We start from the raw sequence: 22595 nt of genomic DNA, 5'->3' as shown, positions 1-22595 counted from the left end.
AAATAATATGAAAGAGATAAAATTATTATTAGAAGGGTTAGATTGTGCTAATTGTGCTGCAAAAATAGAAAGTAGAGTTAATGCATTAGAAGAAGTAGAGGAAGCTTCATTAAACTTTTCATCTAATACCTTAGCTATATCCCCAAAAGAAGCAACAAATTTAGATTTGATTAAAAATAAGGTTGAAGAAATTGTAATAAAATTAGAACCTCATGTTAAAGTAAAGGAGGTTCTATCATCAGATAAAGCAGTAAGAAGTAATATTCAAATTAACAAAACAGAAGAAGAACACAAAGAAGAACATCATGATCATGAACATACTCATGAACACAATCATGAGCATTCTCATGAAGGATTTGACTCTAAGGAATTAATAAAGTTAGTTATAGGAATAATTTTTTATGGAATAGGATTCTTTTTTAAAGGGATACCTTACGTAGAAGTGGTTGCATTTGGTATTAGTTATGTAATTGTAGGGGGAGAAGTTCTAATTACAGCATTAAAAAATATTAGAAATGGTGAAGTTTTTGATGAAAACTTCCTTATGACTATAGCAACAATAGGTGCATTTGCGATAGGTGAATATCCAGAAGGTGCTGCAGTAATGATTTTCTATGGAATAGGAGAAATGTTCCAAGGGTATGCAGTAAATAAATCTAGGAAATCTATTGGTCAATTAATGGATATAAGACCTGATTATGCAAATAAGATGGTAAATGAAAGAGAAGTTAAAGTTTCGCCAGAAGAAGTAGCAATTGGTGATATTATAATAGTTAAACCTGGTGAAAAAGTGCCTTTAGACGGGAAAGTAGTAAATGGAGAAGCTATGATGGATACATCTGCATTAACAGGAGAATCACTTCCACGTAAGGTAAGCGTAGGAAATGAAGTCCTTTCTGGTTCAATAAATAAAAATTCACCAATTAAGATTGAAGTTACAAAAACTTTTGGAGAATCAACTGTATCTAAGATTTTAGAATTGGTTGAGAATGCAGGAAACAAAAAAGCTAAAACAGAAAAATTTATTACTAAGTTTGCAAGATACTATACACCTGCTGTAGTTTTTTCAGCTCTAGCATTGGCAGTAATTCCTCCAGTTATAGGATTAGGGTCATTTAGTCAGTGGATATATAGAGCTCTAATATTCCTTGTTGTTTCTTGTCCTTGTGCATTAGTTATATCAATACCTCTTGCTTTCTTTGGAGGTATAGGGGCAGCTTCTAAACATGGAATATTAATAAAAGGCGGAAACTATTTAGAAGCATTAAAGTCAGTAGATACAGTTATCTTTGATAAAACAGGAACATTAACCAAAGGGGTATTTAGTGTTACTAAAATTTATTCAACAAATGAATATACAAACGAGGAAATATTGGAATGTGCTGCTTATGCAGAAAGCTATTCAAATCATCCAATAGCTGAATCTATAAAGAATGCTTTTAATGGATCATTGGATAATGCATTGATTTCAGATTATAAAGAGATAGCTGGAAAAGGGATAAGTGTAGTAGTAAGAGGAAAAAAGATTATTGCTGGAAATGAAAAATTAATGGTTGAAAATAACATTGTGGTTGAGGATATTAAACATGAAGGAACACTAGTATATATTGCACTAGAAGGAGAATATATTGGTGCTATTGTAATATCAGATGAAATTAAAAAGGATTCTGATGAAGCAATTAAAATGTTAAAATCATTAGGGATAAAAGAGACAGTTATGCTTACAGGAGATAATAAAGCTACTGCCGAAGCTGTTAATGAAAAACTAAATCTTGATAAGGTATATTCAGAACTTCTTCCACAAGATAAGGTTGAGAAGGTTGAAGAAATATTAAGTAATAAGAATGATGACACTAAAGTAATATTTGTTGGGGATGGAATAAATGATGCTCCTGTACTTGCAAGGGCTGATATTGGAATAGCAATGGGAGGGGTAGGTTCAGATGCGGCAATTGAGGCAGCTGACATTGTTATTATGACAGATGAGCCATCTAAAATAGCTAAGGCAATAAGTATTTCTAAAACAACATCATTAATAGTTAAACAAAATATTATTTTCGCATTAGGGATTAAAGCGTTAGTTTTAATATTAGCAGTAATAGGATTAGGTACAATGTGGGAAGGCGTTTTTGCAGATGTTGGAGTTGCTCTTTTAGCTGTACTGAATTCTATGAGGATATTAAGAAAAAATAAAGTTTCATAATACGATATATATTGACAAAAATCGATATTTTAAATATAATCTATTTCGATAGTAAACTTTCAGGCAAAAGGGAATAGCTACAGGCATAAGCCTGGTACAAAATTTTCAATAAGTTTTGTATTATAAGGACTTATATATGGCTGAATTTCAGTATATATAAGTCCTATTTTTTTATACATTAATATTAAAAAAGAAACTCAAAAAATATGAGTTTCTCTTGTATTTATAGTTATTTAATTTAATTTGTAGCAGCTGGTGGAGTATATACTCTTTTGGCAAGTTCATCATCTAATAGATATAGGGCAGCGGGATTATCTTTAGCTCTTTTTAGTTTTTTCAAAATGGTATCAAAAGTATTTTCTTCCTCAACTTGTTCATCAATAAACCATTTTAATAAACTTAAAGTAGCATGTTCTCTTTCTTCTGTAGCTATATCTGCAAGGTTATATATCTTCTTTGTTACTATTTGTTCATGTTCAAAAGCAGTTTCAAAGACATGAGCTACGCTTTCAAAGGTTATAGTTGGTTGATCGATTTTTTCTAATATTATTTCACCATTTTTTTGTTGTATGTAATCAAAAAATTTCATGGCATGAAAAAGTTCTTCTTGAGCTTGAACTCTAAAGAAGTTTGAGAAACCTGGTAAATCGATGGATTCACAATAGGCAGCCATAGAAAGATATGAATAAGATGAGTAAAATTCATAATTAACTTGATGATTTAATGCATCTAATAGTTTAGTACTAAACATAATTACACCTCCAAATATCTTTTTACATATTATACCTCTTTATAATAGGTATATCAACAAAATATATGGCGAAAAAACTTATAAATAGTAGTAAATTAAGTTCATTAAATATTTTATTCTTAATAAGAAGTGTTATATAATAATATCGTGGCAAAATTTATTGCCAATAAAACCCATTATGCATCTAATTTAATGGGTTTTATATTCCTATTAGCATATAGATAAAAAGTGAATTTTATGTTAAAATATTTAAGTTAGGTTGTTTTTATAATTTACATATTTTAAGCTATACTACTTCCATACATAAATTTAATTAAAAGCTTAGTTATTCTAAGTTTTTACACAGTAAAATATAAATTTAATTATGAAGATTGGTATATCAAATTTGTATTTAACTTTCAATATAGAGTTTAATGAAAGAGGTGCAGACATGGAGAAAAAGAAAAATATATCAATGGCAGTTATAAAAAGACTTCCTAAATACCATAGATATTTAGGAGAACTTTTAAAGAATGATGTAGATAGAATAAGTTCAAAAGAACTAAGTGAGAAAATAGGATTTACTGCTTCACAAATAAGACAGGATTTAAACTGCTTTGGAGACTTTGGACAACAAGGCTATGGCTACAATGTAAGAGAACTTCATTCTCAAATAAGTTCTATATTAGGATTAAATAAAAAATATAATACTATAATAGTTGGTGCTGGTAATATTGGTCAGGCAATAGCTAATTATAGATTTGATAAAGCTGGATTTAATCTAGTTGGGATTTTTGATGCTAATCCTAAACTTATTGGGATAAGAATAAGGGATATTGAGATTCAAGATATTGATGACTTACAAAGTTTCTTGAAAAATAACCACGTTGACATAGGAGTTATTTGTGTTCCGAAATTAAATGCTCAAAAGGTTTGCGATGAATTAGTTCAAGGTGGAGTAAAAGGGATTTGGAACTTTGCTCCAGTGGATTTAAATGTACCTGAAGGCATGACGGTAGAAAATGTTCATTTAAGTGAAAGTGTTATGACCCTAGTTTATTTATTAAACCAAAAGGAAGAGTAGAATATTAGAATAACTCTAATACATAGGGACGTTTTGTTTGTTAGCGCAAACAAAACGTCCCTATGTTTTTATTATTTATAAATAAATCCCTAAATTTGAACCCTATTTCATTAAAATGGATACTCATACGTAAATGGTAAAATATGTATAATTATTATGTAGATATCATCAAAATACATGAGAAAGGGGAATGTTTATGAGATATTTAAAAATAAGAAAAATGTTATCAGTTATTGTAGCAGCATTCTTATTACTTGGATTATTTCCATCTTCAATAGTCAAAGTAAAGGCTATAAATGAAAAAATATGGTTTCAAAATTTCGAGGGTAAGGATGCAGATAAATCTTTTATAACTTCAAATAATGTATTAGCGTCCATAACAGATGCAGATAAGTACGACGGACAAAAAAGTCTTAAGTATCAAGTGAAATATAGCGGAGATCCAAGTGTTTCGAGTGGAAGTATAGTTCTTAATAGTATGGATGGACCTATTAATACAACGGGTATGGAATATTTAATTATGTATATTAAAGATACTCAAGGATCAAATACGCTTAAAGCTTCATTAACTGATTCAAAAGGTTTTGAATCAGAATTTAATTGGAGATCAGTAAGTACAGTTAAAAATCAGTGGATAAAATATTATATACCTATGAGTGATTTTTCAGGTATAGACAAGACTTCAATTACACAAATACGTATTGGAGAGTGGAATGCAGGAACTTATTATATCGATGGAGTTTTCTTTGATGTAAGCTTAAATGGAGATTTACCATCATTAGTTCCAGAGGTACCAACTGCTAATCCTGTTTCTGGAAAGTATAATTCTGAAAGAAAAGTTGAGCTAAGCACAGTTAGTAAAAATGCAGATATATATTACAGTATTGATGGAACAGAACCTAATATGGATTCGTCACTTTATGTTAGTCCAATTACAGTGAATAAAGACACAACAATTAAAGCATTTGCCATAAAGCAGGGAAATAAAAGTGCAACTGAAACATTTAAGTATACAATTGACAGTGCAGTTCCAGAGAATGTCGTAGCCTCACCCGAAGTAAATAAATATAGTAATCCAATAGATATAACACTTTCAAGTAGTACTAGTAGTTCCGAAATATTCTACACTATAGATGGAAGTGAACCTACTCAGCATTCAACTAAATATGAAAAACCAATTCATATTGATAAAACTACTACTATTAAAGCTTTAGCAGTTAAAAACGGAGTAGAAGGAAATGTAGTGACATTCAAGTATCAGTTCCCTGAGGTTCCAACGACACCAAGTCCAGATGTAGCCCCTGGGAAATATTTATCAAATCAAAGAGTAAGGCTATTATCTGATAGTGATGCTAACATTTACTATACGTTGGATGGAACAACGCCCACAAGTGCATCCACTAAATATACACAAAATATATTAATTGATAAACATACGACAATTAAAGCCCTAGCTGAAAGGGATGGATTATATAGTAATGTCGTAACTCTAGAATATTCAATTGTACCTTATTCACCAACTGCAGATAAAGTGCCAGGAACTTATGATGATTCTGCTGTAGTTGAATTAAGATGCGCTACTGATAAGGTCATAATATATTATACTTTAGATGGAAGTACACCAAGCATAAATTCTACACGTTATACTAATCCTTTGCTAATAACTAAAAATCAAACAATTAAAGCAGTAGCATATGATGCTGTAAAAGATGGAATTAGTGATGTAGGCGAATTTAACTATGTTATAAATAAAACAGGTAAATTAGTAAATCCAACTTCCTTACCTGCATCAGGAGTTTATTCAAGAACTCAGAAAGTAGAATTAAATACAACAACAGAAGGAGCCGAAATTTATTATACCCTTGATGGAAGTGTACCAACTACAAGTTCTAATAAATATACTTCTCCAATTACAGTTTCTAAAAATACTGTGATTAAATCAATCTCAGTAAAAGATAATAGAAAAAGTGATGTTACAATAAGTGATTATACCATTGATAAGACACCAACTCCGTTTTTAAAGGCAGATGGAAAGGTATTGCGTAAGGATTATGGATCAGGAGATGCAGTTACTTTACATGGCACAAATGCAGGTTCATGGCTAGTAATGGAAGGGTGGATGAGCCCTACTAATTCACCTGATCAAAAAACAACCATTGAAACCTTAACAAATCGTTTTGGGGAAGAGAAGGCATGGGAACTAATTAATCTATATCAAGATAATTGGTGGAAAGAAATAGATTTTGATAATGTTAAAAAGGAAGGTATGAATGTAATAAGATTACCATTTTCTTATTTCGAAATGCTTAACAATGATGGAACATTAAAGGAAAGTGCATTCAAAAGAATGGATTGGTTTATTGAAGAAAGTTCAAAGAGAGGACTTTATGTAATATTAGATATGCATGGAGCACCTGGTTCTCAAAATGGTAAAGATCATTCAGGTGATATTACTAAGCCAGATAAAGGAGATTTATTTGGAAATGAAGAAAATATTAAGAAAACTGAATTCTTGTGGAGTAAGATAGCTGAAAGATATAGGGATAATCCTTGGGTAGCTGCATATGATTTATTAAATGAACCAGGTGGTGCTGTGGGAACTGTTCAATTCGAGCTATATGATAGATTATATAAAGCAGTAAGAGCACAGGATAAAAATCATGTGATCTCAATAGAAGCAATATGGGAGCCATATCATTTACCAAATCCAAAGATATATGGATGGGAAAATGTGCTTTATCAATATCATTTTTATGGATGGTCAAACACAGGGGATTCTGTTGCACAAAGTAATTTTACTGATTCTAAAGTTCCAATGGTTAATGAACTTACTAATTATAACGTTCCACTATTAGTTGGAGAATTTACATTGTTTAACAACCTACAAAGCTGGGAATACGCCCTTAAGACATATGAAGAACAGGGATGGAACTATACAACATGGTGTTATAAGGTGACAGGTAGTGGAAGTAGCTGGGGACTTTACACAGGAGATCCTGAAAAAGTTGATATTTATAATGATACAGAAGAGGCAATAAGAAATAAGTGGTCAAAAGTAGGAACAGATACTTCATTTAAACGTAATGACTATTATGCAGATACAATTAGAGCATTTTCAAACCCAGCTTCAAGAAATACTGATAAAAAAATAAATATAGCTGATTTTGAAAGTAATGATGTTACCTTTGAGGCAGGTAGTGGAGCAATAGCAAGTATAGATAAGGAAAATAAAATAGGTAAAGCCTCAGTAAAACTTGTGATTACAGGAAATGAAAAACCAGACGGCACAAAACAATATGTAAGTATTAAACCTTCAAAAGTATTAGATTTAACTGATGATGCGAGTGGATTCCCTAACTATTTAGTATTTGATGTTTATAATGGAACTGGTACTAATAGAAGTGTATATGTAACTTTGGTGGATAAGAATGGAAAGATGATAACAGTACAAACCCAAACTAGCACACCTTCTTTAAAAGGAGCATGGTCTAAAGTTACATTGCGATTAAGTGATGCTAGTGGAGATATTGACAAATCACAAATAGTAGAGATACGGCTTGCAATGAGATATGCAGGAACTTATAATTTTGACAATATCCTAGTGGCAAAATCCTTTAGCAGTAATGTAGAATATGAAAGTAGGATTGTTACAAATAAAGCAGAACTTACAGAAGTTTTAGAGAAGGCTAAAAACATTGATAAAACAAAATATACAGAGGCAAGTGTAATTGCATTAGAGAAGTCTGTACAAAGTGCAAGTGTAATATATGAAGATAAAGCAGCATCTCAAACAGAAGTTAATGAAGCAACAGATTTAGTGAGTAATGCTATTGAAAGTTTAAAATTGCTTCCTGATAAATCTAAACTTATAGAAGCTATAAATGAGGCGGGTAAAATAGATGAAAGCAAATATACAAAAGAAAGTATAGAAGCACTTATAAAAGCTGTAAAAAGTGCAAATGAATTACTAGGCGATAAAAATACAACTCAAGAAGATGTTGATAATGTAATTAAGAGTGTTAGAGAAGCTCTAAGTAAATTGGTATTAGTTAATGGAAATAATAATCCTGACCCCACTAACCCAAGCAATACTAATAACCCAAGTAATACGGACAATACTGGCGCTTCAACTGATAATCTTCCTAAGACAGGGTCTGAAGTTGGGACAAGTGCCTTACTAATTATGGGGGCTTTGGCTATAATTACAGGTGAGGCTTTAAGGAGAAGAAATGCAGTAAAAAGATAGAGTAGAAGAACTTATGAAATCCTAATATTGATATTGGACTTCTAAATAAGATGAAGATTAGTCATTGATATATATAAGAGAATGATTAATAGATTAAGGTTTCACAATATAATATTAAATTATAGTGAAATATACCATAAAAATATTGCAAAGAATTTAACAATCTATTATAATCGTAAGTGGAGTTACAAACTTCACTTATTTTTTTGGCTGTAATTGTTATATTATTAACAAAGATTTAAAAAATATTCATGAAATTACAAAGAAAATTAATTAGATTTTAAAAAATATGTCAAAAAAAGAGTTAAACTTGTAGGTTGATTTTAAGGAGGATTGCCACCATGGAATTAAAAAATGTCACTCTTGAAAAAAAAGAGAAGGTTGCTATTGTAACAATTAACAGACCTAAAGCTTTAAATGCATTAAATTCAGAAACATTAAAGGATTTAGATACTGTTATAGCAGAATTAGAAAAAGACAAAGACCTATACGCAGTAATATTAACTGGATCAGGAGACAAATCATTTGTAGCTGGTGCTGACATAGCTGAAATGAAGGACTTAACAGAAGAACAAGGAAAAGAATTCGGTATTTTAGGAAACAATGTTTTCAGAAGACTAGAGAATTTGGATAAGCCAGTAATAGCTGCTATATCAGGATTTGCCTTAGGTGGCGGATGTGAATTAGCTATGGCATGTGATATTAGAATTGCATCAGAAAAAGCTAAATTTGCTCAACCAGAAGTTGGTTTAGGAATTACTCCAGGCTTTGGAGGTACTCAAAGATTACCTAGAATAGTTGGACTTGGAAAAGCTAAAGAATTAATATATACAGGAGACATTATTAAGGCTGATGAAGCTTTAAGAATAGGTCTAGTAAATAAAGTAGTTCCACTAGAAAATCTTATGGAAGAAGCTTTAACACTTGCTAATAAAATAGCTGAAAATGCTCCTATAGCTGTTAAGCTATGTAAGGATGCTATAAATAGAGGAACACAAGTTGATATGGATCAAGCAATATTAGTTGAAGCAGAAGACTTTGGAAAATGTTTCTCAACTGAAGACCAAAAAGAAGGAATGGGCGCTTTCATTGAAAGAAGAGCTAAGAACTTCCAAAATAAATAATTAGGGGATTAATAAGGAGGTAAAATAATGGATTTTGCATTAACAAAGGAACAACAATTAGTAAGACAAATGGTAAGAGAATTTGCATTAAACGAAGTAAAGCCTATAGCAGGGGAAATTGATGAAACTGAAGAATTTCCAATGGAAAATGTAAAGAAAATGGCTAAATTAGGAATGTTAGGTATTCCTTTTAAGAAAGAATACGGCGGAGCTGGTGGAGATACAGTATCTTACATCATGACTGTTGAAGAATTATCAAAAGTATGCGGAACTCATGGAGTTATAGTTTCAGCTCACACATCTTTATGTGCATCAGTAGTTGATCAATTTGGTACTCCAGCTCAAAAAGAAAAATATCTTCCACCATTAGCTAAAGGTGAAAAGATAGGTGCATTTGGTTTAACTGAACCAGGAGCAGGAACAGATGCAGCAGGACAACAAACTGTAGCTGTATTAGATGGAGATAACTATATATTAAACGGTTCTAAAATATTCATAACAAATGGTGGAGTTGCTGAAACTTTCATAATATTTGCTATGACAGATAGAAGTAAAGGAACTAAAGGAATATCAGCTTTCATAGTTGAAAAAGACTTCCCAGGTTTCTCAATTGGAAAACTTGAAAACAAAATGGGTATTAGAGCATCTTCAACTACAGAATTAATAATGGAAAACTGTATAGTTCCAAAAGAAAACTTATTAGGAGCTGAAGGAAAAGGCTTTGGTATAGCAATGAAAACTCTTGATGGAGGAAGAATTGGTATAGCTGCACAAGCTTTAGGATTAGCTCAAGGAGCTTTAGATGAAGCAATTGCTTACATGAAAGAAAGAAAACAATTCGGAAGACCAATAGCTGCATTCCAAGGATTACAATGGTATATAGCTGAAATGGACGTTAAAGTACAAGCAGCTAGACAATTAGTTTATAAAGCAGCATGGACTAAAGATCAAGGACTTCCATACACTTTAGAAGCTGCTAGAGCAAAATTATTTGCTGCTGATGTAGCTATGGAAGTTACTACTAAAGCTGTACAAATCTTTGGTGGATACGGATATACTAAAGAATATCCAGTAGAAAGACTAATGAGAGACGCTAAGATAACTGAAATTTATGAAGGTACTTCAGAAGTTCAAAAAATGGTTATCTCAGGAAGTCTTTTAAAGTAATTTAGGGAGGGCTAATTAATATGAAAATAGTAGTTTGTTTAAAGCAAGTTCCAGATACAACAGCTGTAAGAATAGATCCAAAGACAGGAACACTTATAAGAGATGGAGTTCCTTCAATCATAAATCCAGAGGATAAACATGCATTAGAAGAAGCATTAGTATTAAAAGAAAACTTAGGAGCAACAGTTACTATAGTAAGTATGGGACCTCCACAAGCTAAAGATGCTTTAAGAGAAGCTTTAAGTATGGGAGCTGATGAAGCAATACTTATAACTGATAGAGCATTTGCAGGAGCTGATACATTAGCAACTTCAAAAGCAATAGCAGGAGCAATAAAAAAATTAGAATATGATATAATATTTGCTGGAAGACAAGCAATAGATGGAGATACTGCTCAAGTAGGACCAGAAATTGCTGAACACTTAGACATTCCTCAAGTAACATATGTTCAAGATGTTAAAGTTGAAGGAGATAAACTAGTAATAAACAGAGCATTAGAAGATGGATATGAACTAGTTGAAGTTAAAGCTCCAGTATTATTAACTGCAATAAAAGAATTAAACAACCCAAGATATATGAACGTTAGAAACATCTTTGATACAAAGGATGCAGAAATTAAAATATGGTCAGCTGACGATATAGATGTAGATAAAGCTGAGCTTGGTTTAAAAGGATCTCCAACCAAGGTTAAGAAGTCTATGACAAAAGAAACTAAGGGAGCTGGAGAAGTAATTGATAAGCCAGCAAAAGAAGCAGCAAGTTACGTAATATCTAAGTTAAAAGAAAAACACTACATCTAATATTAGGAGGTAAAGATAATGAGTAATATAGCAGATTACAAAGGCGTTTGGGTTTTTGCTGAACAAAGAGAAGGAGAACTTCAAAAAGTTTCTCTTGAATTATTAGGAGAAGGAAGAAAAATTGCAGATAAACTTGGAGTAGAGCTTACTGCATTATTAATCGGAAGCAACGTTTCAGGATTAGCTGAAGAACTAGGAACTCATGGAGCTGATAGAGTTTTAGTTGCTGAAGATGCATTATTAGAGCATTACACAACTGATGGATATACAAAAGTTATTTGTGACTTAGCTAATGAAAGAAAGCCAGAAATATTATTCATAGGAGCTACTTTCATAGGAAGAGACTTAGGTCCAAGAGTTGCAGCTAGACTTACAACAGGATTAACTGCTGACTGTACTTCTTTAGATATAGATGCAGAAGGTAAATTCCTTTTAGCTACAAGACCAGCATTTGGTGGTAACTTAATGGCTACAATAGCTTGTCAAGATCACAGACCACAAATGGCTACTGTTAGACCAGGAGTTTTCTCAAAGATCGAAACAGCTGGAAACAAAGCTGAAATAGAAAAAGTTGAAGTTAAATTAACTGAAGCTGATGTTAGAACTAAAGTAGTTAAAATAGTAAAAGAAAAGAAAGATATAGTTGATATAAGTGAAGCTGAATTCATCGTAGCAGGTGGTAGAGGAGTAGGAAGTGAAGAAAACTTCAAACTTCTTCAAGAATTAGCTGAAGCTTTAGATGGAACAGTTGCAGCTTCAAGAGCAGCAATAGAAAAAGGATGGATTGATAAGGACCTTCAAGTAGGTCAAACAGGAAAAACTGTAAGACCATCAATCTACATTGCTTGTGGTATTTCAGGAGCTATTCAACACGTTGCTGGTATGCAAGAATCAGATTTAATAATAGCTATTAATAAGGATGCTAGTGCTCCAATTATGCAAGTAGCAGATTATGCTATAGTAGGAGATTTAACTAAAGTACTTCCTGAGTTAACAGCTCAAGTTAAAGCACTAAAAGAAAACGCATAATATTAGGAAATAATATAATTGTAAGGGGAATTAGGGTTTTAAATTTAAAACCCTATAATCCTCTATTAAAAATTCTAAAATAAAAATTTTTGGAGGTTAGTATTATGGAAAAGATTTTTGTACTTGGTGCAGGAACTATGGGAGCAGGTATCGTTCAAGCATTTGCTCAAAAAGGATTCGAAGTTATAGTAAGAGATATTAAAGATGAATTCGTTGACAGAGGATTAGCAGGAATTCAAAAAAATGTTGAGAAATTAGCTGCTAAAGGAAAAATAACTGAAGAAGAAAAGGATGCAATCCTTTCAAGAATTTCAGGAACAACTGATTTAAATGCAGCTGCTGATTGTGATTTAGTAGTTGAAGCTGCAGTTGAAAACATGAAAATTAAAAGAGAAATATTCGCTGAATTAGATTCTATATGTAAACCAGAAACTATATTAGCTTCAAATACATCATCTCTTTCAATTACAGAAGTAGCAGCAGCTACAAAGAGACCAGATAAAGTTATAGGAATGCACTTCTTTAATCCAGCTCCAATTATGAAGCTTGTTGAAATTATAAGAGGAATGGCTACTTCAAATGAAACTTTTGAAGCAGTTAAAGAAGTATCAGTAGCTATTGGTAAGGAACCTGTAGAAGTTGCAGAAGCTCCAGGATTCGTAGTTAATAGAATATTAATACCAATGATAAACGAAGCTGTTGGAATATTAGCAGAAGGTGTAGCTTCAGCTGAAGATATAGATACTGCTATGAAATTAGGTGCTAATCACCCAATGGGACCTTTAGCATTAGGAGATCTTATAGGTCTTGATGTTTGTCTAGCTATCATGGATGTACTTTACACTGAAACTGGTGATACAAAGTACAGAGCTCATTCATTATTAAGAAAATATGTAAGAGCTGGATGGTTAGGAAGAAAGAGTGGAAGAGGATTCTTCAACTACAATGCTTAATTTGCTTACAATTTACCACTATATATAAATCCAAAAAAACTCTAGTAACTTTTTAGTTACTAGAGTTTTTTGCAATTATAAATAATATTAATAAACTTGAGTTATTTCATATCCATTATTCTTAAGCTCTGCCTTAATTGTATCAATATGAGCATGTCCATTAGTTTCCACAGTAACTTCAAGAACAACATTCTTTAATCTATCAAATGCTTTAAATTGATTATGATTAAGCTCAATAACATTAGCATTTACAGAACTTAGTATTCTAGATATTTCTTGAAGTTGACCAGGCACATCTGGTAATTCAACTGAGAAGCAAAATAGACGTCCTCTAGAAACCAATCCTGAATTAATAAGTGAGGAAATTGTAACCATATCGATGTTTCCTCCACTAATGATTGAAAGAATCTTTTTGTTTTTAACATTAAGTTTCTTAGCAGCAGCTAAAGATGCCACACCAGATGGCTCAGCTAATAATTTGTGTTTTTCAGATAAAATTAGAAAACTTTCAGTAAGTTCTCCGTCACTTACAGTAATAATATCATCTACATACTCTTTTATAAAACTATATGTAAGATCTCCAGGACATTTAACCGCAATACCATCGGCTATGGTATTAACCTTTGATAAATTGACCATAGTGCCAGTTTTGAAAGATTGCTCCATAGCGTTTGCACCTTCAGCTTGAACCCCTATTATTTTAATATTTGGGTTAATTTCTTTAGCAGCTAGAGAAACACCTGAAATTAGTCCACCACCGCCGATAGGACATAATATAATATCTAAATCTTTTATATCTTCAAAAATTTCTAAAGCAATAGTACCTTGTCCAAATATAACATCTTCATCATTAAAAGGATGTAAGAAAAATAAACCTTCTTCATTTTCGATTCTTTTAGCCTCATTATAAGCATCATCATAAACATTACCGGAAAGAATTACTTCTCCTCCAAAATCTTTAGTAGATTGAATCTTTATTAGTGGCGTAGTCTTAGGCATTACAATCTTAGATTTGATTCCTTCAAGACTTGAAGCATAAGCAACTCCTTGAGCATGATTACCAGCGGAAGAACAAACAACACCTTTTGCTTTTTGTTCAGGAGATAAACTCCTTATCTTATTTAGAGCACCTCTGATTTTATAAGCTCCTGTTAGTTGAAGATTTTCACATTTCATATAAATTTGATTTTCAGTTTCTTTTGAAAAAACATCACTATATATAATAGGTGTTTTTATAACCACATCTTTAATAGCTTCCCTTGCCTCTTTAATTTTTTCTAAATACATTAAATAGCCCCCTTAAATGTAATATATAAGACATATTATAACAGAATTTAAAGAAAATGATTATAGAAATAGAAAATTTCAAATAATCAGAAAATTAGTTTTAAATCATTGTTAAATAACAAACAAAGTGATAAAATTATGTTATGGTAAATATTAGAAAATATTCAATAAAAAGCTTATTAATTGGGAGGATGGATTTATGAACAGATTTACTTTACCAAGAGACTTATACTTTGGAAAAGGCTCAATGGAGTATTTAAAAACACTTAAAGGTAAAAAGGCAGTAATGGTTATAGGTGGAAGTTCAATGAAGAAGTTTGGCTTTTTAGACAAGGCCATAGGATACCTAAATGAAGCTGGTATTGAGACAGAAGTAATTGAGGGAGTTGAACCAGATCCATCAGTAGAAACTGTTCTTAAGGGTGCTGAAATTATGAGAGAATATAACCCAGATTGGATTATATCAATGGGTGGGGGTTCACCTATAGATGCAGCAAAAGCTATGTGGATATTTTATGAACATCCAGAAAAAACATTTGATGATATAAAGAATCCGTTTACTGTACCTGAATTAAGAAATAAAGCAAAATTTTTAGCTATTCCTTCAACTTCAGGCACAGCAACAGAAGTTACAGCTTTTTCAGTAATAACTGATTATAAAACTGAAATTAAATATCCTCTTGCAGACTATAACATAACTCCAGATATAGCAATTGTTGATTCGGAACTAGCTGAAACTATGCCTAAGACCTTAACAGCACATACTGGAATGGATGCACTTACTCATGCAATTGAAGCGTATGTTGCAACATTAAATTCTCCATTTTCAGATCCATTAGCATTACAAGCCATAGAAATGATAAATGAGTATTTATTAAAGTCATATGAAGAGGATAATAGTGCAAGAGAACAAATGCATTATGCTCAATGTTTAGCAGGTATGGCATTTACAAATGCATTACTTGGAATAACTCATTCTATGGCTCATAAGACAGGGGCAGTATTCCACATTCCTCATGGATGTGCCAATGCTATATATCTACCTTATGTAATTGATTATAATAAGAAAACAGCTTTAGATAGATATGCTTTTATTGCTAAAAGAATTGGACTAGCTGGTGACACTAATGAAGAACTAGTAGATTCATTAACTGAATTAATTAGGGATTTAAATAGAAAAATGAATATACCATTAACCCTTAAAGAATATGGTGTTAATGAAGAGGAATTTAATTCAAAGGTTGCAATGATAGCTGAGAGAGCTGTTGGAGATGCTTGTACTGGGTCAAACCCAAGAAGTATAACAAAAGAAGAAATGGAAAAATTATTTAAGTGTACTTACTATGGTACTAAAGTAGATTTTTAGCAGAAAGACAATAGCTTGAGATAATCTCAAGCTATTTTTCTAGTAAATGATTATATAAGAGATAATTTACTAACAGAGTTTTTGGAGGAATATAAATGTTTAAAATCTTAAAAAAAAGAATATTAGCAGACAATCTTTATTTAATGGATATTGAAGCTCCAAGGGTTGCAAAATCAGCAAAACCTGGGCAATTTGTTATAGTTAAATTAGATGAAAAAGGGGAAAGAATCCCTCTTACTATTTGTGACTATAATTCTAATGCCAACTCAGTAACAATTGTGTTTCAAACCATAGGTGCTTCAACAAGAAGAATGGCAATGTATGAAGAGGGTGACTGTTTTCATGACTTTCTTGGTCCTCTTGGTGTTCCATCAGAGCTAGTAAATGAAAAAATGGAAGCCTTAAAGGATAAAAATATAGTATTTGTAGCAGGCGGTGTTGGGGCAGCACCAGTATATCCACAAGTGAAGTGGTTAAACTCAAAAGGGGTAAAAGCAGATGTAATCGTAGGAGCAAAGAATAAAGATATTTTAATACTAGAGGAAGAGATGAGGGAGGTAGCAGGCAATCTTTATATAGCAACAGATGATGGTTCTTATGGATATAAAGGCTTAGTTACAGAAGTATTAAAAGATTTGGTTATAAATCAAGGGAAGAAATACGATTTAGTTGTAGCTATAGGACCAATGATAATGATGAAATTCGTATGCATGTTGACCAAAGAATTAGATATAAAAACAATAGTTAGTTTAAATCCTATAATGGTTGATGGAACTGGAATGTGTGGAGCATGCAGGGTTACTGTAGGGAAAGAAATTAAGTTTGCATGTGTAGATGGTCCAGAATTTGATGGCCATTTAGTTAATTTTGATGAAGCATTGAGAAGACAAACTATGTATAAAACAGAAGAAGGAAGGATTCAATTAAAGAAAGAAGAAGGAGAAACTCATCATGCAAATGGATGTAGCTGTGAAGAATAATGGATAGAATGAAGAGAATACCAATATCAGAACAAAATCCTAAGATAAGAGCTACAAACTTTGAAGAAGTCTGCTTAGGATATACTGAAGATGAGGCACGAAAAGAAGCATCAAGATGTCTAAGCTGTAAGTCTCCTAGATGTGTAGTAAAATGTCCAGTCTCAATAAATATTCCAGGCTTTATTGCTAAGTTAAAAGAAGGAGATATAATAGGAGCCTTAGAAATAATATCTGAAGATTCATCATTACCTGCAATTTGTGGAAGAGTATGCCCGCAAGAAAGCCAGTGCGAGGAACAATGTGTGTTAGGAATAAAAGGAGAAGCTGTGGCTATTGGTAAGCTTGAACGATTTGTTGCTGATTACGTTAGAGAGAATAATATAAGGTTATCAAACGTTATAAGTAGAAACGGCAAGAAGGTAGCAGTTATAGGATCAGGACCTGCTGGACTTACTTGTGCTGGAGACTTAGCTAAAATGGGATATGACGTAAAAATATTCGAAGCACTTCATGAGCCAGGGGGGGTTTTAGTTTATGGGATACCGGAATTTAGACTGCCTAAAGACACTGTTGTTAAATATGAAATTGAAAATGTCAAAAGATTAGGGGTGGAAATCGAAACAAATGTAGTTGTGGGAAGAACTGTAACAATTGATGGATTACTTAGTGAAGAGGGGTTTGATGCTGTATTTATAGGATCAGGTGCTGGACTTCCTAAGTTTATGGGTATACCAGGAGAAAATGCTAATGGGGTATTTTCGGCAAATGAATTTTTAACAAGAAATAATTTGATGAAAGCTTTTAAAGAAGAATATAACACTCCAATAAAAATGGGAAAAAGAGTAGCAGTAGTAGGTGGAGGAAATGTAGCAATGGATGCAGCTAGGACAGCTTTAAGATTAGGAGCAGAAGTTCATGTGATATATAGAAGAAGTGAAGAAGAACTTCCAGCAAGATTAGAAGAGGTACACCATGCAAAAGAAGAAGGGGTAATATTTAATTTGCTCACAAATCCAGTTGAGATATTACAAGATGAAAGTGGATGGGTAACAGGTATAAGATGTATAAGAATGAAACTAGGGGAACCTGATGAATCGGGAAGGAGAAAACCAATTGAGATTCCAGACTCAGAGGAGGTTTTTCCAATGGATACTGTAATAATGTCTCTAGGAACTTCACCAAATCCATTAATATCAGCTACTACAAAAGGTTTAGAATTAAACAAAAGAAAATGTATAGTAATTCAAGATGAAACAGGCAGAACAACCAGGGAGAGGGTTTATGCAGGGGGAGATGCTGTAACAGGTGCAGCAACAGTAATTCTTGCTATGGAGGCAGGGAAAAAGGCTGCAAGAGGAATAAATGAAATGCTTCAAAATATAGAATAAAACTCTATAGTATATTTAATAGAAGATATAGTTAAAATAAGTAAAAGAATTAATCTTAAATGAGAATGTCATTAAAAGGTTAATTCTTTTATTTGCTAATATATAATTTATATTATAAGATAATAATTATTCAAAATGAAGAATTTGTGGTAATATATTCATATAGGTAATTATAAAGCAGGAGGAGAAATATGGATTTCGAAAGAATAGAATACGCTGAGAATAGTGTGAAATTGATTGGATGTAAGAATTTTAGTGTAAAGCAAACTATTGAATGTGGCCAATGTTTTAGATGGGAAAAAGTTAATGAAAATAATTATATAATAGTAGCACATGAAAGAGTAATAGAGTTGGAACAAATAGGTGAGGATGTATTGATTTTAAATACTAATAAAGAAGATTTTGAAGATATCTGGCAAGATTACTTTGATTTAGAGAGAGATTATTCTATGATAAAGGAGGAATTATCAAAAGATGAGCTCTTAAAAAAAGCAGTAGAATATGGGTACGGAATAAGACTTTTGAATCAAGATCCATATGAAATATTGATAAGCTTTATTATTTCAGCGAGAAATTCAATTCCAATAATAATGAAAACAATAAGAAGAATTTCAGAAAGATGGGGTAAGGAACTAGATTACAAAGGAAAGAAATATTTTGCCTTTCCTACAATTGAAGAATTTAGTAAAGCTTCTTTAGAAGAAATAGTAGAAACAGGAGCTTCCTTTAGAAGTAAGTACATATATGATACCTTAATTAAATTAAATGAAGCTAAAGGAAATAGGGATGATGAATTTTCTTTAGAAAGGATAACTTATTTAGAGGATGATGAGTGCCATAATGAATTGCAAAAATTTAAGGGCGTAGGTGCAAAGGTAGCAGATTGCATCATGCTATTCTCAATGAAAAAATATTCAGCCTTTCCGGTAGATGTATGGGTCAAAAGAGCAATGCAGCATTTTTATTTAGCACCTGATGTATCGTTGCCAAAGATAAGGATATTTGGTAGAGAGAAATTTGGAAAACTATCTGGATTTGCACAACAATATTTATTTTATTATGCTAGAGAAAATAAAATTAAAATTGATTAAGTAGTTTAGGCAATGGGTCGATATATATATTGTATATTTACTATTGCCTATTTTTAATAATGTGAAATAAGAAAAGGATAACATTAGGTAAAAAGATAAAATAATAGGCGATAAAATGGCATTTTATGAAAAAACTTCATATATTGAAGATTGTTATTAATTTAACAAAAAAATATGGTATAATTGTTAAGGTATGTATATTTATATTAGGAGGTCTAAATATGTTCCAATTTGAAACTCAACTAAGTAAATTAAAACATGAAGTATTAAAAAGTGTTGCAGTATTAGCTAAAGAGGATAGACTTAATAAAGAAGAATTAGATAAGATTCCATATGAAATAATAACTGATAGTACACCAAGATATAGATGTTGTGTATATAAGGAAAGAGCAATTGTTTCGGAAAGAGCTAAATTAGCAGCAGGTTTTTTAGCTGATGGGGATAAAGTGGATGGAGAACTTATAGACATTAGACCAAATGAACAAATTGTTTATGTTATAGAAGCAGCTTGTGATAGATGCCCAATTAATAGGTTTACAGTAACTGATCAATGTAGAAATTGTTTGGCACATAGATGTCTTGAAGCTTGTGCAGTAAACTCAATATCTATTGTTGGAGGTAGAGCTTACATAAATCAAGAAACTTGTAAAGAATGTGGTATGTGTAAAACAGCATGTCCATATAATGCTATTTCAGAAGTAATGAGACCATGTAAGGTATCATGCCCTACTGGAGCATTAATGGTAAATACTGAGGACAGAAGAGCTATGATTAATGAAGAAGATTGTGTGAATTGTGGTGCATGTATGTCAGCATGTCCTTTTGGTGCTATTTCAGATAAAAGTTTGATAGTTCCAGTTGCAAAAAGATTGGCAAAGAAAAGAAAGATGTATGCTGTAGTGGCACCTGCAATATCTGGTCAATTTGGAATGAAGGTTACTTATGGACAAATTAAGAGTGCTATAAAAAAATTAGGATTTGAAGATATGGTAGAGGCAGCTTGTGGTGCAGACGCAGTAACTGTTCATGAGTCAAATGAATTTGTGGAAAGAATGGAAAATGGGGATAAGTATATGACTAACTCTTGTTGTCCAGGTTTCTTAGGATACATAGAAAAGAAATTCCCAGATCAAGCTGAAAGAATATCAGGAACAGTTTCACCAATGATAGCAACTGGTAGATATATAAAAGCAAATGATCCAGAGGCAAAGGTTGTATTTATAGGACCATGTACAGCAAAGAAAAGTGAAGCTGTTAAGGAATCTATTTCAGATGCAGTTGATTATGTTTTAACCTTTGAAGAGCTATATGCTTTACTAGATGCCTTTGAAATATATCCTGATGAATGTGAAGATAATCAAGTTGATGATGCATCAATATTTGGTAGAGGATTTGGAGTTATTGGAGGACTTACAGCTGCTATTGAAAACTTCGTTACTGATAAAGGAATAGAAATTGCATTTAAGCCAGTTAGAGTAAGTGGAGAAGCAGAGATTAAGAAAACTATGACTTTAGCAAAAGCAGGAAGATTAGATGGAAACTTTATTGAAGGTATGATGTGTCAAGGTGGATGTATAAATGGTGCAGGAAGAATGATTGCTCCAATGAGAGCAAAAGCAGTGTTTAATAAATTAAATGCTACAGGTAGTAAAAAAGCAGTTCTTGCAAATGATAAAATAGAAGGATTTCATGATATAAATCTTGAAAGATAGTTTATAATAATAGGAGCTTGTGTATGCAAGCTCTTTATTTTTGTAAAAAATACCAATATAATATAGTAATATAAAGAAATTTTGAATTTAATCATTCTGAAAACAAGGAGGGCAAAATGTATAAAAAAGAAGCAACATTGATTCTAACATTTATTGCAGGAATAATGCCACTTATCATGTATCCTTATGGAGATGACAGTTACTATTTACCTAAAGCTATATTTTTATACGTTATGTGTCCTTTATTAATTATGATTTTGTTTCTTGATAGAAAGAAGTTAGTTATTGATAAAAAAGATGTAACATTAATGATTTTTATATTATTTGTATTAATTAGTACATATTTTTCAATGAATATTATTATTTCAGTTCTAGGCAATGAGGTGCGGTATGAAGGATTAATAATGATAATATTCTATGGAATTATCTACTATACAGCCAAAAGATATTTAATTATAGATAAAAAAGCAATTAGGTTTATTACGGTAGTGACAATAATAATAGCAATTTATAGCATATTTCAGTATTATGGTATAGATCCAATTCCGAAGGATACTTATCATGCATTAATAAAGAATAATTCTATAGGAACTTTGGGTAATAGAAATTTTCTTTCTACGTACATTACTTTATTTCTTCCTATTATATTAGGACTATATATTTTAAAAGGTAGGATAAAATTTTTAGTTGCAGCGACAATTCTGTTTTCATCACTGCTATGTACACTTACCAGAAGTGGATGGTTAGCATTCCTAATATATTCATTAATAGGATTAATATATGTTATTAGAAAAAATGATAAAGTATATCTAAAAAGAATAGGTATAATATTGATAATTTTTACCGTGATTGCTGTAGTAGTAAATAACAGTACTAGTGGTTCGATAAAGGGGAGAGGAGAGCAATTGGCTAAAGATACAGAGGCCATGAGTGAAGATTCTGGTTCTGGGAGAATTTATATATGGAATTTAGCCATTAAGACAACAGAGGCGCATCCTTTTTTAGGCAGTGGACCTGATACATTTAGATATGTAATCGAGAAAGAATTCACAAATGAAGGAATTGTATGGATTCAAGAACATGGCTCTGTTATAGATAAAGCACATAATGAATTTTTACAGATAAGTTCTACAATGGGAATTCCAGCACTTTTAGCTTATTTGTTATTCTTAATATTTGTAATTAAAGATAATTTAAAAAGTATTTTCAAAAATGAAGTGAGTTTTCTTTTTAGCATTACTATAATTGGGTATTTGGTTCAAAGCTTCTTTAATATAAGTGTTATAAATGTGGCACCTTTATTTTGGCTTCTTTTAGGCGCTAGTAATAATATTGATATTAAAAGAGATTTGAAGAATGATTTATTAATATAATGAAGCAATTCAATAATCAATAAATAAAGGCAATAAATTAGTCCTCAATAAATATAAGTATT

16 protein-coding genes are annotated in these 22595 nt (G+C 31.7%); 14 read left to right on the top strand and 2 right to left on the bottom strand.

Annotated elements, in window-relative coordinates; genetic code table 11:
• Positions 1-7: 7 nt before the first annotated feature.
• Positions 8-2203, top strand: coding sequence for a heavy metal translocating P-type ATPase (locus PTZ02_RS16140; protein ID WP_274228817.1), 2196 nt, complete (start codon positions 8-10; stop codon positions 2201-2203).
• A 238-nt stretch (positions 2204-2441) separates the two neighbouring features.
• On the opposite strand, the gene PTZ02_RS16135 is transcribed toward PTZ02_RS16140, so the two are convergent.
• Positions 2442-2954, bottom strand: a complete 513-nt coding sequence (locus PTZ02_RS16135) for a ferritin (RefSeq protein WP_274228816.1) — start codon at positions 2952-2954, stop codon at positions 2442-2444.
• Positions 2955-3384: 430 nt separating this feature from the next.
• Between PTZ02_RS16135 and PTZ02_RS16130 the strand changes: the two genes are divergently transcribed.
• The 7 genes from PTZ02_RS16130 to PTZ02_RS16100 all read left to right on the top strand — a co-directional run bounded on the left by PTZ02_RS16130 (position 3385) and on the right by PTZ02_RS16100 (position 13336).
• Positions 3385-4017 carry a redox-sensing transcriptional repressor Rex gene (locus PTZ02_RS16130; protein WP_274228815.1) on the top strand — a complete coding sequence of 211 codons (633 nt, stop codon included), beginning with the start codon at positions 3385-3387 and terminating at the stop codon, positions 4015-4017.
• Between the two features lie 196 nt (positions 4018-4213).
• On the top strand, positions 4214-8263 hold the full coding sequence (locus PTZ02_RS16125) for a chitobiase/beta-hexosaminidase C-terminal domain-containing protein (protein ID WP_274228814.1): 4050 nt from the start codon (positions 4214-4216) through the stop codon (positions 8261-8263).
• 341 nt (positions 8264-8604) lie between these two features.
• The gene (locus PTZ02_RS16120; RefSeq protein ID WP_274228813.1) at positions 8605-9387 is read left to right on the top strand and encodes a short-chain-enoyl-CoA hydratase; all 783 of its coding nucleotides are present in this window, start codon (positions 8605-8607) and stop codon (positions 9385-9387) included.
• A gap of 27 nt (positions 9388-9414) precedes the next feature.
• A complete protein-coding gene (locus PTZ02_RS16115) occupies positions 9415-10554 on the top strand; it encodes an acyl-CoA dehydrogenase (RefSeq protein WP_274228812.1) in 1140 nt (379 codons plus the stop codon).
• A 20-nt stretch (positions 10555-10574) separates the two neighbouring features.
• Positions 10575-11354 carry an electron transfer flavoprotein subunit beta/FixA family protein gene (locus PTZ02_RS16110; RefSeq protein ID WP_274228811.1) on the top strand — a complete coding sequence of 260 codons (780 nt, stop codon included), beginning with the start codon at positions 10575-10577 and terminating at the stop codon, positions 11352-11354.
• A gap of 18 nt (positions 11355-11372) precedes the next feature.
• Complete coding sequence (locus PTZ02_RS16105; protein ID WP_274228810.1) at positions 11373-12383, top strand: electron transfer flavoprotein subunit alpha/FixB family protein; 1011 nt, start codon at positions 11373-11375, stop codon at positions 12381-12383.
• Positions 12384-12487: 104 nt separating this feature from the next.
• Positions 12488-13336: a 3-hydroxybutyryl-CoA dehydrogenase gene (locus PTZ02_RS16100; RefSeq protein ID WP_202768817.1), complete on the top strand. Its 849-nt coding sequence runs from the start codon at positions 12488-12490 to the stop codon at positions 13334-13336.
• A gap of 87 nt (positions 13337-13423) precedes the next feature.
• On the opposite strand, the gene ilvA is transcribed toward PTZ02_RS16100, so the two are convergent.
• Positions 13424-14623 carry a threonine ammonia-lyase gene (gene ilvA, locus PTZ02_RS16095; protein WP_274228809.1) on the bottom strand — a complete coding sequence of 400 codons (1200 nt, stop codon included), beginning with the start codon at positions 14621-14623 and terminating at the stop codon, positions 13424-13426.
• Between the two features lie 199 nt (positions 14624-14822).
• Between ilvA and PTZ02_RS16090 the strand changes: the two genes are divergently transcribed.
• The 6 genes from PTZ02_RS16090 to PTZ02_RS16065 all read left to right on the top strand — a co-directional run bounded on the left by PTZ02_RS16090 (position 14823) and on the right by PTZ02_RS16065 (position 22533).
• Complete coding sequence (locus PTZ02_RS16090; protein ID WP_274228808.1) at positions 14823-15989, top strand: NADPH-dependent butanol dehydrogenase; 1167 nt, start codon at positions 14823-14825, stop codon at positions 15987-15989.
• A gap of 95 nt (positions 15990-16084) precedes the next feature.
• A complete protein-coding gene (locus PTZ02_RS16085) occupies positions 16085-16969 on the top strand; it encodes a sulfide/dihydroorotate dehydrogenase-like FAD/NAD-binding protein (RefSeq protein ID WP_274228807.1) in 885 nt (294 codons plus the stop codon).
• Positions 16969-18357 carry an NADPH-dependent glutamate synthase gene (gene gltA / locus PTZ02_RS16080; RefSeq protein WP_274228806.1) on the top strand — a complete coding sequence of 463 codons (1389 nt, stop codon included), beginning with the start codon at positions 16969-16971 and terminating at the stop codon, positions 18355-18357. Before PTZ02_RS16085 ends, gltA begins: the two co-directional genes overlap by 1 nt.
• A 191-nt stretch (positions 18358-18548) precedes the next feature.
• The gene (locus PTZ02_RS16075; RefSeq protein ID WP_274228805.1) at positions 18549-19448 is read left to right on the top strand and encodes a DNA-3-methyladenine glycosylase family protein; all 900 of its coding nucleotides are present in this window, start codon (positions 18549-18551) and stop codon (positions 19446-19448) included.
• Positions 19449-19669: 221 nt separating this feature from the next.
• Complete coding sequence (locus tag PTZ02_RS16070; protein WP_274228804.1) at positions 19670-21160, top strand: 4Fe-4S dicluster domain-containing protein; 1491 nt, start codon at positions 19670-19672, stop codon at positions 21158-21160.
• A 116-nt stretch (positions 21161-21276) separates the two neighbouring features.
• Positions 21277-22533: an O-antigen ligase family protein gene (locus PTZ02_RS16065; RefSeq protein WP_274228803.1), complete on the top strand. Its 1257-nt coding sequence runs from the start codon at positions 21277-21279 to the stop codon at positions 22531-22533.
• The last annotated feature ends 62 nt before the right edge of the window (positions 22534-22595 follow it).

This window comes from Clostridium sp. 'White wine YQ', assembly GCF_028728205.1.
Lineage (GTDB): Bacteria > Bacillota > Clostridia > Clostridiales > Clostridiaceae > Clostridium_T.
The sequence above is the reverse complement of the archived record's forward strand: the minus strand, read 5'-3'. Positions and strand labels throughout refer to the sequence as shown.